Raw genomic sequence first — 17,182 nt, 5'->3', positions numbered from 1 at the left:
GATTATGACCCGGATTGCTGATAAGACTCAAAAACCCGCGTCTTGCCATCGCGCTCGACCAGCAGCACCGAGTAAGCATCGCGCCGCCCCCGGTAAGCCGGGCCATCCATCCCAGGCGAACCGACCGGCATGCCCGGCACGGCAAGTCCGAGCACCGCCGGTTTTTCGCTCAGCAAGCGACGGATTTCACGGGCCGGCACGTGTCCTTCAAGCACATAGCCGGCCACCAGCGCCGTGTGGCATGAGCCAAGTTGCGCCGGCATGCCGAGACGGCGGCGAGCGGCTTCGTTACCGCTATCGAACAGGCGAACCTGAAAACCGTTTTCCTTGAGATGCGCCACCCAATCGGTACAACAGCCGCAATTCGGGTCTTTCCAGACATCGACCACTTGCGGCAAAGGTTTGGCCCAAGTAACAGCCGGTGCCAGTGCGAGCGCGGCCAGGCCGAGCAGCACGCTGCGACGAGTCAAATTCAATGAATCCATTGATCTCTCCCTGGCTTATTGCATCACGGCCCGCGCCTGCAGGGCCTTCTTGCCCGGCAGTTGCACATTGATCAGCAGCTTGGCACCGCTGGCAACCGGCCCAACCCCCTGCAATAGATTGCTGCCAGCCGGCGCAAGCGCAATGTCGCTTTTCACCGTACCGGCCAGCACCGTCAGCCTGCCACTCGCCCCAACCGTATCAACCGGCGCGCCATGGCTGGTGACGTAGACCGTCAATTTGCCATCCCGGGCGACGATCTCGAATTGTGCTTCGCCGGCCTCGGCGTGGATACCGCCATGTTGCGGCTGGCCGTGTTCGGCATGGGCCAGCGCCTGTGAAGCACCGAGCGAAAAGGAAAAAACGATGGATGCTGCGGTCAACAGAGTTTTGAAGTTCATTTTGATCTCCTGAAAAAGATATTTAGCAGACGATGTGAGTACAAAAACGGCCATTACAGGGCCTCGCGACTTTCCTGCGCAGCCAGGCGTTCAGCCGCTTTTCGGCCAAACAGCCAGAACAGCGCCGGGGTAATGAAGGTATCGAGCAGGGTCGAGCTGATCAGGCCGGAGAAAATCACCACAGCAACCGGATGCAGGATTTCGGTGCCTGGCTGTTCGGCCTCGAAGAGCAGCGGCGCCAGCGCGAAAGCGGCAACCAGCGCGGTCATCAGCACCGGTGTCAGGCGCTCAAGCGAACCGCGGACGATCATCGGCACGCCAAAAACCTCGCCTTCGAAGCGCATCAGGTTGAGGTAATGGCTGATTTTCAAAATGCCGTTGCGCGTCGCGATGCCGGCCAGCGTGATGAAACCGATCAGCGCCGCGACCGACAGCGGCTGGCCGGACAGCCACAAGCCCAGTACGCTGCCAACCAGCGCCAGCGGCACATTGGCCATGATCAGGCCGGCGAGTAGTGCGGATTGATAGCGGCTGAACAGAACCATGAAGATCAGCACGGTCGACCCGATTGCCAGCAAGGAAATCAATTTAGCCGCTTCCTCCTGCGCCTGGAATTGCCCGCCCAGCGTGATGAAATAACCTTCCGGCAAAGGAAAGTCAGCCACCGCTGCACGCAGGTCGGCGACCACATCGGACAGCGCCCTGCCCTGCGCATTGGCCGAGATGACGATGCGCCGCCGGCCTTCGTCGCGGGTGATCTGGTTCGGCCCATCGGCATCTTCGATGCTGGCCAGTTTGGACAGCGGAATGCGGCCGCCCGGCGTTTCGACCAGCAGGTTTTTCAAGCCTTCGAGCGAACGGGCCGACTCAGGCAGACGAACGACCAGATCGATACGCCGGTTGCCTTCGACAATCTGCGTCACCTTTTCGCCATCGACCAGCGTCTGCAGCGTGCGCGTCAGCTGGGCCGTCGAAATGCCGTAGCGCGCCGCCGCATCGAAATCGACCCGTACCTTGATTTGCGGTGCCAGCACCTGCTTTTCGATTTCCAGATCGGCCATGCCGTCGATTTTGGCCAGCCGCTCACGCAACAATCCAGCCTGGGCGCGCAGGGTATCGAGGTCTTCGCCGAACAGCTTGATGGCCATCTGCGCCCGCACGCCGGACAGCATGTGATCGATCCGGTGGGCAATCGGCTGCCCCAGACTGAGGCTGGCCGGCAGATCCTTCAAGCGCTGGCGAATGTCGGCATAAATCGCTTCCTTCGGTCGACCGCCGGATTTAAGGCGAATTTCCAGCTCGGTAACATGAACGCCCTCGGCATGTTCGTCGAGTTCGGCCCGGCCGGTACGACGACCGAGATGCTCGATTTCGGGCAGGCTGCGCAGGGCGGCCTCAGCCGTTGTCGCAATCCGGATCGATTCGGACAAGGTGGCGCCCGGATTCAGGCGCAGGCCGAGCGTGATCGAACCTTCATTGAACGGCGGCAAAAAAGTGGTTGGAAAAAACGGCACGGCCAGCATTGCCAGCACAACGGCAAAGCCGGCCAGCGCAATCGGCAGGCGCGGTGCCTGCAGCACTTTTTCCAGCGCCTGGCGGTAAGCCGCCTTGAGCCGGATGACCAGCCGCGTTTCACCGTGATCCTGCGCCACCAGCGCCGGCAGCAAGTAAGACGACAAGACCGGCGTGACAACGACCGAGACGATCAGCGAAGCCAGGATCGAAACAATGTAAGCCACGCCGAGCGGCACGAACAGGCGCCCTTCTATCCCCGGCAAGGCAAATAGCGGAACGAAGACGAGCGCGATGATCAGCGTCGCATACACAATCGCCGTACGCACTTCGAGCGAGGCATCGATCACCGTCCGGAACACCGAATACGGCTCGCCACGGGCAGCTTTCTCGCGCAAGCGACGCAGGATGTTCTCGACATCGACCACGGCATCGTCGACCAGTTCGCCAATTGCAATCGCCAGACCGCCCAGGGTCATGGTATTGATCGACAAACCCAGCCACTTGAAGACCAGCACCGCGATCAGGATGGACAGCGGAATGGCGGTCAGCGAAATCAGCATGGTTCGCAGATTGCCGAGGAAGAAGAAGAGCACGCCGGCCACCAGGCAACCGGCCATCAACAATTTCAGCTGCAGGTTGCCGATCGACGACTCGATGAAATCGGCCTGGCGGAAAATCACCTTCGGCGCAGACATCCCCTGCGGCACACTGCCCTTGAGGTCGGACAACGCGGTTTCGATACGTTTTGTCAGGTCGACCGTATCGGCCGTCGGCTGCTTCTGGATACTGAGCAGCACCGCCGGGACGCTGCCTTTTTGATCGCTGAAGCCACCATCACCGCGCTTGATCGCCGCCGAAAAACCGACTTCAGCCACCTGGCGAAGCAGAATCGGCTGACCATCGCGGGCCGTCAGGGCCAGATTCTTCAAATCATCCAGCCGGGCACTGCGCCCGAGGTGGCGAATCAGGTATTCACGACCATTCAGTTCGAGGAAGCCACCGGAGGTGTTGGCCGCAAACCCTTTGACCGCCGCTTCGATCTGATCAAGGCCGATCCCCAATGTCGCCATGCGCTGCGTATCAGGTTGCACCTGGAATTGCCGCACTTCGCCGCCCACCGGAATCACCTGCGAGACGCCGGAAATCGCCATCAGGCGAGGACGCAACACCCAGTCGGCGTATTCGCGAGCAGCCTTGGCGTTGACTGAATGGCCGGCGCTTTCCCCGACAATCGGAATCGCCACCAGCATGATTTCACCCATGATCGACGACACCGGCCCCATCCGCGGCTGGATACCCGGCGGCAACACCGATTCGAGCGCCGACAGGCGTTCGCTGACCATTTGCCGAGCGCGGTAGATATCGACGCCCCAGTCGAAACTGATATAGACGAAGGACAACCCGGCGCTCGATACCGAACGGATGCCCGACACGCCGGACAAGCCGCTCATCGTCGTTTCGAGCGGAAAACTGATCAACTGTTCGACCTCTTCCGGCGCCATGCCGCCCGACTCGGTCATCACCGTGACGGTCGGCTTGTTCAGATCGGGAAAGACATCGACCGGCAAACGGGTCGCCTGAATGCCGCCCCAGAGCATCAGGACAACGGCGGCGACCAGCACGAACAGCCGGCTGGCAAGACTTTTTTCAACAATCCACTGGAACATGTCGGCGCTCCTAGCGAATCTGCGAAATCAGGCTGGCACCCTGGATCACGACGCGCTCATCGGGCTTCAAACCGGTGCTGACCAGCACCTGAACCCCGTCGAGCGGCTGTGTCTGGACGACACGGGCTTCAAAACGCTCCGGCTGGGCCTTGACCCAGACAATCGTCTGATTTGCCGCATTGCGCGTCAGGGCGGCCATCGGCAATGGCATGCCGCGCAGCATCGTCTTCATCCTGACCTGGATCTTGACTGGCTGGCCCAGCGGCAGGGTCAATCCGGCACCGGTGGCATGGTTTTCGAAAATCAAGGGCAAGGCTTGTTCGCGCAGGCGGCGCGGCGCACCGACATAACTCAGCCTGACGCTGCGCTCACCGAGGGCAACCGTCGCCTCGGCCACCTGATCGAGCGCCAGCGGATCATAGGCAGTCGCTTCGATATGCAGGCTGTCCGGATCGATGATCTCGAAAATCAACTCGCGTGGCTCAACCACCTGACCGACGACCGCATTACTCGCCGCCAGCACACCGCCAACCGGCGCCACCAAGGCTTCACGCCCTGACAAGCCACCGCCGACAGCGGCCAGCCGGCCTTTCAGACTGGCGACCTCGCTTTCCGAGGCTTCGATTTCCTTCTTGGGCACCGTATCCGCCAGTTCATGCAGACGATTCAGACGCTTTTCAGCCAGCCCGAGACTGGCCTTCAACTCAGCCAGCAGGGCCGACTGGTTGGCTCGCTCAATGGCCCCGGCCGAGGGCACGACCCAGGCCAGCACCTCGCCTTTTTTCACCTTGCTGCCGGCGGCCGGTAAACCATGCGGTCCGGCAGCTTCGATACGGCCCGGAATCATCGCCTGAACCCGACCGCCGAGATGCGGGTCCATGATCACCCGACCGGGCAGTTCGATACTTTTCGGTAATTCCGCCTCGGCGGTTTTCAGGGTTAAAACCCCCATGCCACGCTGCGCCGACTTGGGCAGGAAAATAGCGCCATCCGGCAGACGCAGCGGCGAACTCCCGAGCACGGCAGCCGGTTTTTTCTCGTCGTCATGCCCTTCGTGCGCCATGACTGACAGATTGATCCCGGCAAGCAGCGCGGCGAAAACGATAGCCCGGCTCATTTGGCGGCTCCTTTGCGAAAGCGGCTCAGGATCAACAGGCCAAGCAAGCTGATCAATACGGCCGCGCCGGCCAGCATGCTCCCCCAGCCATCGACCTTGATTGCTGCGGTCGACTCGGCATGCACATCAAGATTCAGACTGAGCAGATCGCTTTCCTCGCCGGCCACCAGGGTCACGCCGAGCAGATGCTCTCCGGGCTGGCGCAGGGTCTTCAGCCATTCGCCGTCAGCCACCAGGTAATCGCCCTGCTCCGGACGAAAAACAGCCTTGCGGCTCACCCCGCCCTGCTCGATTTCAAGCTGGGCACCGAGCACAGGGGCGTTGCTGTCACTGCGGTCGACATAAAAGACAAGGCCTTCGGACTCAAGCCGCCCGACGACTTCGAAACTGTCGCTTTCCGCCAGTGCGACGGGAATTTCGCCAGCAGCAGCGTATCCATTGCTGGCCAGCAGCCATGCTGCGGTCAACCAGCATAAATATCGTAATTTCATCAGATAACTCCTTATTCCGGCAGCAGGCCAAGACTCTGGCGCAATTGCGAGATGGTCAGGGCCAGCGCGATGCGCGTCCGGCCCAATGCCCGTTCGGCCTCGAAAGCCTCGCTTTCGATGCGCAAGCGCGTCGGTAGATCGCTTTCGCCAAGGCGGAATGATTTTTCGTAAAAGCCACGGTTCTCAAGTGCCAGGCGACGACGCTGCTCGGCGGCCGAAAGTTGCTGCCGGGCGGCGGCAAGTTGCAATTGCACGGCGGCGGTTTCGCGTGTCATGCGCTCCTGCTCGCGTTCAAGCTCGATGCCCAGTTCGATGGCTTCGGCATTGGCCGTCGCCACTCTTGCATCCTGACGCGGGCCGGATGAGAACGGAATGCGCAAGGCCAGCGCCCAAGTCTGATCGACCGGTTCGCCGGTGGCGCTGCGGTCGCGCCGCGTCGACAAGGCGATTTCAGGATTGGCCCGGGTCTGGGCGCGAGCCAGATCGACATTGCGGCGAGCCACTTCAAGCCGTGCCTGAAGCGCCTGCAGCGCGGGATGCCGGGTAGCGGCGCCGGCCGGTACGGGCTCCGGCTGGACATTCGCCGTGTCGACCGGCTGGCCGGTCAGGCTTTCAAGGCGATAGCTGGCCGTCAGCTGTTGGGCAAGCGTTTCGGCCTGCAATGCCTGGGACTGCGCCAAGGCACCTTCCGCCTGGTTCAGATCGGCGCGCGACAAATCACCCGCGGCAAAACGGCGGGCTACGTCATCGCGCAAGCGGCGAGCCGCATTCACCCGTTCACCAGCCAGCGCGGACTCATTTTCGGCCAACTGCCAGTTCCACCAGGTTTCGCGAAAAAGCTGGGCCAGACGCAGGCGCAGGCTTTGTTCACGACCATTCAGAGCCAGCCCCTCGGCTTCGGCCAATGCCTGGCTGCTGCTGCGCTCACCGGGCAGCCAGAGCGGCAAGACCAGGCCGACTTCATGCTCCTGGGCGCCATTGCGCTGATTGAAACGATCGCTGCGCGTCGCCAGTTCAAGACTCGGCGGTGTCGCGGTCCACGCGCTGGCAGCACGTATTTGCGCCGCCACGCCACGTTCGCGCTCAGCCAGGGCGGCCGCGGCCGGCTGACGTTGCCAGGCTTGTTCAAACGCCTGGGCCAGGCGCGTTTCGGCCAGCACAGGCAGGCTGACTGACCAACTTAAAACAATAACAGGTGCGATGCTGAAAAGGCTTCGCATGGGGATTCCTCCGGTTGCAAGATTCGAACAACCGGCGGCATGCCGCATCAGGCCCGCAAAGGGCCTTCAAACATCAAGGAAAATGGGCAGACCGCCGCGGATCAGGCGGCGAATCTGGGCGGGCGTTCGAGCCCTTCGGGAATGCGCGAGGAAAAGCGGTCGGTTTGACCGTTGACCGCGAAAAGCTGCGGCAAAGGCAAAATCGGCGTCGAAATGCTCGTGATTCCACCACTCATGTGCCCCAATACGTGGCCGGGACAACAATGGTGGCGAAGATCGTCGCACGGTGCTGCCGCATGGCTGTCGCAGCCATCGCAGTCGGCGTGCGCTTCATGCGCCATATGCACATCCTGATCGGCGACCGCCATTTCTTCGTGGCCAACTGTCGCGGACACGGCTTCCCAGCCGAAACTCGGCGCGAAGACGGTGACCAGCATGACGAACAGCATGGCACGAGAGAGGGAGCGAATCAGGGAACGCATGGCCGCAATGTAACAGAAGTGTGGATTTCTGAAACCCACACGGATCAAAAGTTCTGTCGGTTACAAACGTCCGGTTCGGTCAGGTCAAGCCACCCTGCCCCGCGCCGCATGCGCCTTGCGATAGCTGTCGATCAGCCGCTGGTGTCGGTCGAGGCCTTCGAGCTGCATATTGGTCGGGGTCAGGCCGTGGAAACGGAGGCTGCCATCGACCGAGCCAAGCACGGCGTTCATACGTTCGTTGCCGAACATGCGACGGAAGTTGGGCTCGTAGTCTTCCAGTTCCAACTCGTCATCGAGCAGCACTTCCAGCACCACATTGACCGCCTGGTAGAACAGGCCGCGCTCTGCGGTGTTTTCGTTGTACTGCAGATAGGCTTCGACCTGTTCCTTGGCCGCCTCGAAATCCTGCAGCGCGAGGTTGATCAGGAGCTTGAGTTCGAGGATGGTCAGCTGCCCCCAGTCGGTGTTCTCGTCGAATTCGACACCGATCAGCGTGATGATGTCGGTGTAGTCATCGAGTTCGCTCTCTTCCAGGCGCTCCAGCAAGGCTGCCAGGCCGGCGTCGTCGAGGCTATGCAGGTTGAGAATGTCTTCGCGGAAGGCGAGCGCCTTGTTGGTGTTGTCCCAGATCAGGTCGTCAACCGGGTAGATTTCCGAATAGCCGGGCACCAGGATGCGACAGGCGTTGGCACCAAGCTGATCGTAAACGGCCATGTACACTTCCTTGCCCATGGCTTCAAGAATGCCGAACAGCGTGGCGGCTTCATCGGCGTTGGAGTTTTCACCGTGGCCGGAGAAATCCCACTCGACGAATTCGTAGTCGGCCTTGGCACTGAAGAAGCGCCAGGACACAACGCCGCTGGAGTCGATGAAGTGCTCGACGAAGTTGTTCGGCTCGGTGACAGCATTGCTTTCGAAAGTCGGCCGCGGCAGATCATTGAGGCCTTCGAAGCTGCGCCCCTGCAGCAGTTCGGTCAGGCTACGTTCAAGCGCGATTTCCAGGCTCGGATGCGCGCCGAAGGAGGCGAAAACGCCGCCGGTGCGCGGGTTCATCAGGGTCACACACATCACCGGAAATTCACCGCCCAGCGAGGCATCCTTGACCAGCACCGGGAAGCCCTGCTTCTCCAGCTCTTCGATGCCGGCGACGATACCCGGGTATTTGGCCAACACCTCGGCCGGCACATCGGGCAGCGCAATTTCACCTTCGAGGATTTCGCGCTTGACGGCGCGCTCGAAGATTTCCGACAAGCACTGCACCTGCGCTTCGACCAACGTGTTGCCGGCGCTCATGCCATTGCTCAGAAACAGGTTGTCGATCAGATTGGTCGGGAAATACACCGTCTCGCCATCCGACTGACGGACGTAGGGCAGCGCACAGACGCCGCGCTCGGTGTTGCCCGAGTTGGTGTCGTAAAGGTGCGAGGCGCGCAATTCACCGTCCGGGTTGTAGATTTCCAGGCAGTAGTCGTCAAGCAGGCCCTTGGGCAGCGCGTCTTTCTTGCCCGGCTTGAACCAGCGCTCATTCGGGTAATGCACGAAGGGCGCGTTGGCGAATTCTTCACCCCAGAACTGATCGTTGTAGAAATGATTGCAGCTCAGGCGCTCGATGTACTCGCCGAGCGCCGAGGCCAGCGCGCTTTCCTTGGTCGCCCCCTTGCCGTTGGTGAAGCACATTGGTGAATGCGCATCGCGGATGTGCAGCGACCAGACATTGGGCACCAGGTTGCGCCACGAGGCAATCTCGATCTTGATGCCCAACCCGGCGAGCAGGCCGGACATGTTGGCGATGGTCTGTTCCAGCGGCAAATCCTTGCCGGCAATGAAGGTCTGCGTCTCGGCATCCGGATTGATGGTCAGCAGCGCCTGCGCATCGGCATCGAGATTCTCGACTTCCTCGATGATGAACGCCGGGCCGGTCTGCACGACCTTTTTCACGGTACACCGGTCGATGGAGCGCAAGATGCCCAGTCGGTCCTTGGCCGAAATATCCGGCGGCAGCTCGACCTGTATCTTGAAAGTCTGCTGGTAACGGTTTTCCGGATCAACGATGTTGTTCTGCGACAGGCGGATGTGCTCAGTCGGAATATTGCGCGTGTCGCAGTACAACTTCACGAAATAAGCCGCGCACAAGGCCGACGAAGCCAAAAAATAATCGAACGGCCCCGGCGCCGAGCCGTCGCCCTTGTAGCGGATGGGCTGATCGGCGATGACCGTGAAGTCGTCGAATTTGGCCTCGAGACGAAGTTTGTCGAGAAAGTTGACCTTGATTTCCATGCGGGGCTTCCAAAATGGCGTTCAAAACGAATTGGCCGCCATTATCCGGGTTTCCCACAACAAAGCTGTACTTTCAAGCTGCTTGCAGCATTAGAAATCATGGATGATTACTGACTTCAACTTAACACCACTACCTGACTAAAAACCAGCCAGATACTTCAGGCAGTATAAAAACTTAGCTTTTCCAGAAAAACCAGAAATTCAGCTTGACTAATATTCGTATCGATTTCGAGAACAGGTATCTTTGTCGCCACCTGATCAAAAACACCATTCAAGGGCAAGCGTCGGTCTTTGATAAGCGCTAATGGCTTTACTGCTTGCAAAGCCATTGCTGCTTCCATGTGAACCCAAGGCGTAGTAACCGGACTCTCACCACAGGTCTCGGACGATTTAGGCAAGGCCATAGCCAGAACCGCATCGGAAATTTGTATCCGTGAACGAATTTCGGTAATGGCTGAGCTAACAGACTGGTGAGTAGACTTTACCGTCAGACATTCAATTCCCTTGCTTGCCAGCCACAACTCAACCGACTCAACCAGCATCTGCTGGAAATGATTTATTGGATAATTGTGCGAGAAAAAAACACGCTTGTAACTGAACAACATGGGTTGGTTTGGTGACATCACTTACTTAGTGATAGATACTCGCTGTATCTAGCCTTTTCATAATTTCAATTGGAATGCCTTTGGCCCCCTTAAATTGAGCACCTTCCAATTTACATCCATTAAACACTCCCCCCGAAAGATTGGCTTCGGCGAAATTGGCCTGCGTTAGGTCCGCTCCTTGAAAATTTGCCTCCTCCAGATTGGCATGTTTGAGCCTGGCTTTTGTCAGATTTGCTCCACGAAAATCTGCACTGGCAAAATCACCGTAGTCCATTACGCACTCCCGCATTTCAGCTTGAACAAATTTCGCCCCCCCACAATCTGCGTACTTTAGCGAAGCCTTGATCAAGGTTGCACCAAAAAAATCAAGCTCACGCAAAGACATTTGCTCAGCCGACGATTTTGCCCCAAGAAACGAATTGGACAAATCAGCACCTTGCAGGTCTACACCAGAAAGATCATTGGCATAGGCAAGACTATCGGCAAGCGCCTTTTGTACTTGCGGATCATCTTTTCCAACAGGGGTTTTAAGCAAAGCCGAAATCACACTCAATGCATCTTTTTCATAAGGACAGACAAATTTTATTTTTATTGAAAAATGCTTAATTGATTCCTTGATCAAAACCTCACTGATAGCAAACTCTCCTTCTTTATCGAAAAATCGTCGCATTCGAACAGCGGCGATCAATCTTCTCTGGGAACTGCTGCCGCTCCCTGTGTCGGTCAGCTGTTGGCTGATCGCATCGAAAGACTCACCAATCAACTTCAAGCGCTGCGCTCGTTTGGTGTTGGTAAATACTGCCGTACTCAACCATCCGACAAACGGGAGCGCCAACAATTGGATCCAATCTTTTAAATCCATAACAAAACATCTCGCTTTAATTGGTTGGCGAACTTAATACGATGACACACCCTGGAATGCACTTTACTCAAACCACAACCAGCGTCTGGCGGCCGTACCATTCTTCGCCGGCCGGCAGGCTGACCGGTTTGCGGGCAATCGCCGCTTCGACACAGAGCATGTGACGCCAGCCGTCCGGCGCCATGTCCTTAAGCTTGGCGCACTGATCGACCCACGGGTTCCAGACCACGACATCCGGGTAGCCCTGGCTCTGGATGGCCAGACTGAGGTTGGCGGCCTGAAGCAGTTGCGGGCGCTTGACGTTGTGGTAAACGCGGTCGGTTTCGCGGTCGACGCGCAATTCGGTGCCGGTTTCACGAATCACGACGTCGCCATTGGCCGCATCGCGATAGTCATGGCCATAGAGGCCTTCAAGCGCAACGTCTTCAACCTGGGTCATGCGCAGATAGGTATGCAGCGCGCCGGTGAACTCGAAGGTCTCGCCGCCGGTATTTTCGACGCAGAATTCCAGATCGATGCGATCGGCCTCCAGCATGATGGTGATCTCGGCACGGAAAGGATGCGGCCAGAGGGCGCGGGTTTCTTCGTCGTCGGAGATTTCCAGCGTAACCAGCGCGAAATCGTCGGCATGACGCTGATCGTTCAATTTCCAAGCCTTGGTCCGCAGGAAGCCGTGTTTGGGCAAATCGCCCAGATTGGAAAACTGCGGAAAGCAGACAGGAATGCCGCCGCGAATCGCCACGCTGCCGTCAAACACGGCACGCTCGGAGAGAAAGATGCGCTCGCGGCCATCCTGCGTCACCCACGACAGTACCTGGCCGCCGAGCAGGCTGACCGTTACGGTGGTGCCCTGCGGGCCGTTCAGGCGAACGGCGTCGATGCCGTGGAACTGGATGGTTTCAATGGAAGTTTTCATGCGTCTCCGGTGCCTTGGGCACAACGTAAAGGTTGGGGCGAACATGCAGGATTTCGACATCGTGGCCGAGCAGCGTGACGCTGCCCGAACGCCGGTTGTCGCCCGTGTCGCTGTATTCAAAAAGGTAGACGCGGCGCAGCCTGAGCTGGCCGGCATCGTCGCGGGCCAGGCTGGCGCGTTGACCGACGACGGTTTCGTCGAGGAATTGCAGGCCCTCTTCGGCGCAGGCGCGCTGGGCTGCCTGAATGCCGATCTCGCGTGCTTTCAGCGTATCGAGCCAGAGCCAGATGCCGGATCCGGCGAGTAACAGGAAAATGGTTTCGTAAATAGGCATGGCGGCGAAGTATACTGCGCCCATGCTCAGTTACCGCCACGCCTTTCACGCCGGCAACCACGCCGACGTACTCAAACACCTGATCCTGCTGCAGATCGCCGAATACATGGGCGAGAAACCGGCACCTTTCTGGATTATCGACACCCACGCCGGCGCCGGCCGCTACACGCTGGAGTCGGCCCACGCCACCAAGCTCGCCGAATTCCGCGATGGGGTTGGCCGCCTGTGGGACAAGAAGGGATTGCCGCCTGCCGCGGTCGACTACCTCGAATTCGTCAAAATGCTCAATCCGGATGGCCAGTTGCGCCACTACCCGGGTTCGCCCTGGCTGGCCAGCCAGATGCTGCGCGAAAGCGACCGTCTGCGCCTGTTCGAGCTGCACAGCACCGACATCAAGCTGCTTCAGGAATGTTTCAAGACCGGTGGCCGCAAGATCAGCGTCACGGCCGGCGACGGCTTTGCCGGCCTCAAGGCCCAGTTGCCGCCGCCCTCGCGTCGCGCCCTGGTCCTGATCGATCCGTCCTACGAAACCCGCGAAGACTACCAGGCCGTGGTCAAGGCCATGCAGGACAGCCTGAAACGCTTCCCGACCGGGACTTACGCCATCTGGTATCCGATGCTTTCCAAGCTCGATGCGCGCCAGTTGCCGGGCAAGCTGAAGAACCTCGGCGCCAAGAACTGGCTGCACGCCACGCTCGAAGTCAAAGCTGCCGCCCGCGACGGTTTCGGCATGAACGGCAGCGGCATGTTCATCATCAACCCACCGTGGACGCTGGAGCGCAAGCTGCACGAAACGTTGCCCAAACTGACCGAACTGATGGCCCAGGGCGAAGGCGCGAAATACACGCTGGAAAGCCAGACCGACTAAACCAGCCACCGCCCGGCATCAACCCGACTCCCTGCCCGCCTGGCGCGCAGGGAGTTTTCAATTCAGGGCTTCCCCTGCTCGGCCGAGGCATCGTAAAAACGACGTAGCGAGGCATAACGTTCGGCGCGCACAGAGCGTACCCGACGCATCGCCTGCTCGACAGGCACACCCAGTTGAACCAGTACCTCGGCGGCAATCATCAGACTGCCTTCAAGCACCTCGGGCACCACTTCGGTCGCCCCCGCCGACTTCAGCCGCGCCACCGCGCCTTCGTCGGCCACCCGAACGACAATCGGCAGCGCCGGGAAATCCTGGCGAATCAGGCGAACGACGCGCTCGGCAGAATGCACGTCGTGATAGGCGACCACGACACCTCGCGAGCGCGACAAACCCGCCGCCTTGAGCACTTCGGGACGATCGGCGCTACCAAACAGCAGTACACCATGCGGCGGCGCTGCCTGCTTGACCGTGGCGGGATTGAGATCAAGCGCGACAAACGAGATTTCCTCGGCAGAGAGGAAGCGCGCCACCCGCTCGCCTGTTTTGCCGTAACCGCAAATAATCACGTGCTGATCCATCGAAAAAGCACCCACCGCAATATCGTGAATCGCCTTCGCCTTGTGCGCCCAGTCGCCTCTGGCCAGTTGGCCGGACAACCGCGCCGCCGACTCGATCAGGAAGGGAGCGACGAACATCGAAATCAGCATGGCCGACAAGGTCACCTGAAAAACGTCGTCACCGATCAGTTTGAGTTCAAAACCCAGTTGGATCAGGACCAGACCAAATTCACCCGCCTGCGACAACTGCGCCGCAGTCCGCAAGCAAACATCCAGCGAACTGCCGGTCGACCGCGACAACAGCAGGACCACGGCTGCCTTGCCGCCGATCAGCAGCAAAACAGCGAGTAACAGCAAGGGGATGTGCGACAGGACATACGACAGGTCGAGCATCATCCCGACGGTGACGAAAAACAAACCGAGCAGGATGTCGCGAAATGGCCGGATGTCGGCTTCGACCTGATGCCGATACATCGTCTCGGAAATCAGCATACCGCCGATAAACGCGCCCAGCGCCAGCGAAAGACCTGCCGCATGCGTTGCATAACCGAGGGCCAGAACGATCCACAAGGTCGTCAGAACAAACAACTCTTCCGAGCGACGATGTGCCACCAGATCGAGCAGCATTCTCAGCGGGCGTTTGCCGAGGCCGATCAGCACAGCCAGGACCACCACGGTTTGAGCAGCGGCAATCAGGATGGCCTGCCCCAGATCATCCTGCGGACGCGCCAGCGCCGGAAAAAGAATCAGGCAGGGAACCACGGCAATATCCTGGAACAGCAGCACGCCCATGGTTTGGCGCCCGGAGCGGGAATGCAGCTCGAACCGTTCGGAAAGCATGCGGGCAACAATGGCGGTTGAAGACATGGCGACAGCCATGCCGACCACCAGCCCGGATTCCCAGCGCTGGCCATAACCGAACAAAGCCACGGCCGTCGTTGCTGCCGCGGTCAGCAAAACCTGCCCACCGCCAAAACCGAGCACCATGGATTGCATGGCGCGCAATTTGCCAATGCTGAATTCCAGCCCGATCGAGAACATCAGGAAGGCCACGCCAAACTCGGCCAGCGTTTCGACCTCGGCAGTTTCCGACAACAGCTTCAGACCGTGCGGCCCCAGTGCGATCCCCATGGCCAGATAAGCCAGCAAGGAGGGAAGATGGAACTTACGGGCGACAAAAACGACGACAAGCGCTGCGCTGAGCAGCATCAGAACGACCAGGACAGTATTCGATTGCATGAGCCGAAGTATCGCATCCAGCGGCCATTCCGGCCACGCCAGCGCAGGGCGGGCTGGCGACTCAGCCCAGACGGGTATATTTTTCGCGCGAGCCGAAGGCTTTGTCGACCGGGTACTTTGCGGCGTTCTTGAGCAGCTTGGCCTGTGCCGCCTCGATCAGGTCGATACCGCTTTTGTCGGCAATCAGCAGCAAGTAGAGAAGCACGTCGGCGCACTCATCGCGCAGTGCTTCGCGGCCAGCCGGGTCATCCGGCAAGGCATCGATTTCGACATCGCTTTTCCATTGGGTCAATTCGAGTAACTCACTCGCCTCAAGGTTGAGCGACGAGATCAGGTTGCGCAACGTGTGGAACTGCTGCCAGTCGCGTGCATCGCGAAAGGCCAGCAATGCTGCGGTCAACGCATTCAAATCACTCATTTTGCAATCCCGTTGGTTCAATTGATACCGATGATGCCAGCCTGCGCAGCTGCCGGCAATGTCGCTAAAATGCGGCGATTCCATCGTTTCGAGAAATGCACCATGCGCCGAATTTCGCTCAACGCTCAAATCCTGATTGGCTGCCTATGCGGCATTGCCTGGGGATTGTGGCTAACGACGCAAGGCCAGGCGCCGCTCGTCGGACAAACCCTGTACGGTGCAAAAGTAGTCGGTAATCTCTTCCTCGACCTGCTGCGCATGGTACTGGTCCCGCTGGTGTTTTCCTCGATTGTTGTCGGGGTGGCCAATTTGCGTGCCCACCAACAAATGCATCGCGTATGGACGACGACCCTGGGATTTTTTGCGCTGTCGATGGCGCTGGCCATCGTCCTTGGTCTGGCTGCCGCCGAAATTTTTCGCCCTGGCGAAGGCCTGCAACTGGCCATGTTCGCTGACGCAACGCGGGATTACCAGGCGCGCCAGATGCCCCTGCCCGACTACATCGCCCAGTTTCTCCGCGGCCTGTTCCAGAATCCGTTCAAGGCACTGGCCCAGGGCGACATTCTGGCGGTCGTGATCATCGCGCTGTTTCTCGGCATCGCACTGGTTATCGGCGGCGAGCGCTACAAAAACATTCGCCTCGTCGTCCAGGAACTGCAGGAACTCTGCCTGCTGATCGTCGGCTGGATCATGCGCCTGGCGCCGCTCGGCATCGCTGCGCTACTGCTCCAACTGGTCGCGACGCAGAACAGCGCCTTGCTCGGCAGCCTGATTCATTTCATCAGCGTCGTTGTCGGCACCACGCTGTTCCACGGCATCGTCGTGCTGCCGCTGCTTCTCTGGCTGGTCACCCGGATGTCACCCCTACGCTTCTGGCACGGCTCGCGAGATGCCCTGGTGACCGCCTTTGCGACCAGTTCGAGCGCCGCCACACTGCCGATCACACTGCGCTGCACCGAGCAACATCTGCACGTCAAGAAAGACATTGCCAATTTCGTCGTTCCGCTCGGTGCCACGGTCAACATGGATGGCACGGCACTTTACGAAGCGGCCGCCGCGCTTTTCGTCGCCCGGCTGGCCGGCATCGAACTCGATCTGGCGCACCAGCTGATCATCTTTTTCGTCACCATGCTGGGCGCCATCGGCGCGCCGGGCATTCCCAGCGTCGGCATGCTGAGCATGGTGCTGGTTCTCGAATCGGTCGGCCTGCCGACCGCTGCCATCGCCATCCTGCTGCCGATCGACCGCATACTCGATACTGTACGCACGGCGGTCAATGTCGAAGGCGACATGGTCGGCAGCCTGATCGTGCAAAAACTGACGGACAAGCCGGCAACGGTAAACGCCTAGCGTCGGCCGAACTGGAATTCGAAGCGGTTGCCTCGGGCATCCATGCCCCGGCCCTCAAACGAGCGGCAGGTACGCGCCTGCCATTCGAAGGAAACTTCCCGCCCGTCCGTGCAACGTAAAACGCCATCGCCCGATTCGCCTTCGCAACTGCCGGGCTGGGGCGATTGCCTGGGGGGATGAGCAGTCCCGTCACAACTCAGTCCATTGCTGCCGGCAAGCACGAAACGACCGCCGCCCGACGGCCCCGGATAAGCCTTGCCGCGCAACGACCCGGCCACATCGCTCAGGCTGCCCTGGGCAAAGTAGCCGAAGGCACAGGCTTGCAGGCTCAAGGCAGCGAACAGCAAAAGGAGGGTCTTGTTCACGAGGCAGATCCGGTT

Annotated in this window: 17 protein-coding genes; 2 read left to right on the top strand and 15 right to left on the bottom strand. The window is 59.6% G+C overall.

Annotated elements, in window-relative coordinates; translation table 11 throughout:
* Positions 1-2 precede the first annotated feature (2 nt).
* The 12 genes from GBK02_RS08865 to GBK02_RS08810 form a co-directional block, all read right to left on the bottom strand.
* Positions 3-485: a DUF411 domain-containing protein gene (locus GBK02_RS08865; RefSeq protein ID WP_203466321.1), complete on the bottom strand. Its 483-nt coding sequence runs from the start codon at positions 483-485 to the stop codon at positions 3-5.
* A 15-nt stretch (positions 486-500) separates the two neighbouring features.
* Positions 501-884 carry a hypothetical protein gene (locus GBK02_RS08860; RefSeq protein WP_203466320.1) on the bottom strand — a complete coding sequence of 128 codons (384 nt, stop codon included), beginning with the start codon at positions 882-884 and terminating at the stop codon, positions 501-503.
* 53 nt (positions 885-937) lie between these two features.
* A complete protein-coding gene (locus GBK02_RS08855) occupies positions 938-4,066 on the bottom strand; it encodes an efflux RND transporter permease subunit (protein ID WP_203466319.1) in 3,129 nt (1,042 codons plus the stop codon).
* A gap of 10 nt (positions 4,067-4,076) precedes the next feature.
* Positions 4,077-5,183, bottom strand: a complete 1,107-nt coding sequence (locus GBK02_RS08850; protein WP_203466318.1) for an efflux RND transporter periplasmic adaptor subunit — start codon at positions 5,181-5,183, stop codon at positions 4,077-4,079.
* Positions 5,180-5,674 carry a hypothetical protein gene (locus GBK02_RS08845; RefSeq protein WP_203466317.1) on the bottom strand — a complete coding sequence of 165 codons (495 nt, stop codon included), beginning with the start codon at positions 5,672-5,674 and terminating at the stop codon, positions 5,180-5,182. The genes GBK02_RS08850 and GBK02_RS08845 overlap by 4 nt, the downstream gene beginning before the upstream one ends.
* An 11-nt stretch (positions 5,675-5,685) precedes the next feature.
* Positions 5,686-6,894, bottom strand: coding sequence for a TolC family protein (locus tag GBK02_RS08840; RefSeq protein ID WP_203466316.1), 1,209 nt, complete (start codon positions 6,892-6,894; stop codon positions 5,686-5,688).
* 101 nt (positions 6,895-6,995) lie between these two features.
* Positions 6,996-7,376 carry a hypothetical protein gene (locus GBK02_RS08835; protein WP_203466315.1) on the bottom strand — a complete coding sequence of 127 codons (381 nt, stop codon included), beginning with the start codon at positions 7,374-7,376 and terminating at the stop codon, positions 6,996-6,998.
* Between the two features lie 84 nt (positions 7,377-7,460).
* Positions 7,461-9,653 carry an OsmC domain/YcaO domain-containing protein gene (locus tag GBK02_RS08830; protein WP_203466314.1) on the bottom strand — a complete coding sequence of 731 codons (2,193 nt, stop codon included), beginning with the start codon at positions 9,651-9,653 and terminating at the stop codon, positions 7,461-7,463.
* Positions 9,654-9,811: 158 nt separating this feature from the next.
* The gene (locus tag GBK02_RS08825) at positions 9,812-10,276 is read right to left on the bottom strand and encodes a hypothetical protein (RefSeq protein ID WP_203466313.1); all 465 of its coding nucleotides are present in this window, start codon (positions 10,274-10,276) and stop codon (positions 9,812-9,814) included.
* 7 nt (positions 10,277-10,283) lie between these two features.
* Entirely contained in the window at positions 10,284-11,120 is an 837-nt protein-coding gene (locus GBK02_RS08820) for a pentapeptide repeat-containing protein (RefSeq protein WP_203466312.1), read from the bottom strand.
* A gap of 67 nt (positions 11,121-11,187) precedes the next feature.
* Positions 11,188-12,036 carry a D-hexose-6-phosphate mutarotase gene (locus GBK02_RS08815; protein WP_203466311.1) on the bottom strand — a complete coding sequence of 283 codons (849 nt, stop codon included), beginning with the start codon at positions 12,034-12,036 and terminating at the stop codon, positions 11,188-11,190.
* A complete protein-coding gene (locus GBK02_RS08810) occupies positions 12,020-12,394 on the bottom strand; it encodes a DUF3301 domain-containing protein (protein WP_226408816.1) in 375 nt (124 codons plus the stop codon). The genes GBK02_RS08815 and GBK02_RS08810 overlap by 17 nt, the downstream gene beginning before the upstream one ends.
* On the opposite strand from GBK02_RS08810, the gene GBK02_RS08805 reads away from it, so the two are divergent.
* Positions 12,393-13,238 carry a 23S rRNA (adenine(2030)-N(6))-methyltransferase RlmJ gene (locus GBK02_RS08805; RefSeq protein WP_203466310.1) on the top strand — a complete coding sequence of 282 codons (846 nt, stop codon included), beginning with the start codon at positions 12,393-12,395 and terminating at the stop codon, positions 13,236-13,238. The two genes, GBK02_RS08810 and GBK02_RS08805, sit on opposite strands and share 2 nt — an antisense overlap.
* A gap of 62 nt (positions 13,239-13,300) precedes the next feature.
* Here GBK02_RS08805 and GBK02_RS08800 read toward each other — a convergent pair whose 3' ends face one another.
* Together GBK02_RS08800 and GBK02_RS08795 are read right to left on the bottom strand one after the other, a co-directional pair.
* Positions 13,301-15,034, bottom strand: a complete 1,734-nt coding sequence (locus tag GBK02_RS08800; RefSeq protein WP_203466309.1) for a cation:proton antiporter — start codon at positions 15,032-15,034, stop codon at positions 13,301-13,303.
* Between the two features lie 61 nt (positions 15,035-15,095).
* On the bottom strand, positions 15,096-15,452 hold the full coding sequence (locus GBK02_RS08795) for a nucleotide pyrophosphohydrolase (RefSeq protein ID WP_203466308.1): 357 nt from the start codon (positions 15,450-15,452) through the stop codon (positions 15,096-15,098).
* A gap of 102 nt (positions 15,453-15,554) precedes the next feature.
* Between GBK02_RS08795 and GBK02_RS08790 the strand changes: the two genes are divergently transcribed.
* The gene (locus tag GBK02_RS08790; RefSeq protein ID WP_203466307.1) at positions 15,555-16,802 is read left to right on the top strand and encodes a dicarboxylate/amino acid:cation symporter; all 1,248 of its coding nucleotides are present in this window, start codon (positions 15,555-15,557) and stop codon (positions 16,800-16,802) included.
* Here the strand turns inward: GBK02_RS08790 and GBK02_RS08785 are convergent.
* A complete protein-coding gene (locus tag GBK02_RS08785; RefSeq protein WP_203466306.1) occupies positions 16,799-17,167 on the bottom strand; it encodes a hypothetical protein in 369 nt (122 codons plus the stop codon). The two genes, GBK02_RS08790 and GBK02_RS08785, sit on opposite strands and share 4 nt — an antisense overlap.
* Positions 17,168-17,182: the final 15 nt, after the last annotated feature.

Source organism: Dechloromonas sp. TW-R-39-2, from assembly GCF_016864195.1.
Classification (GTDB): Bacteria; Pseudomonadota; Gammaproteobacteria; order Burkholderiales; family Rhodocyclaceae; genus Azonexus.
Note: the sequence above shows the minus strand (reverse complement) of the source record. Positions and strands in the feature narration are given on the sequence as shown.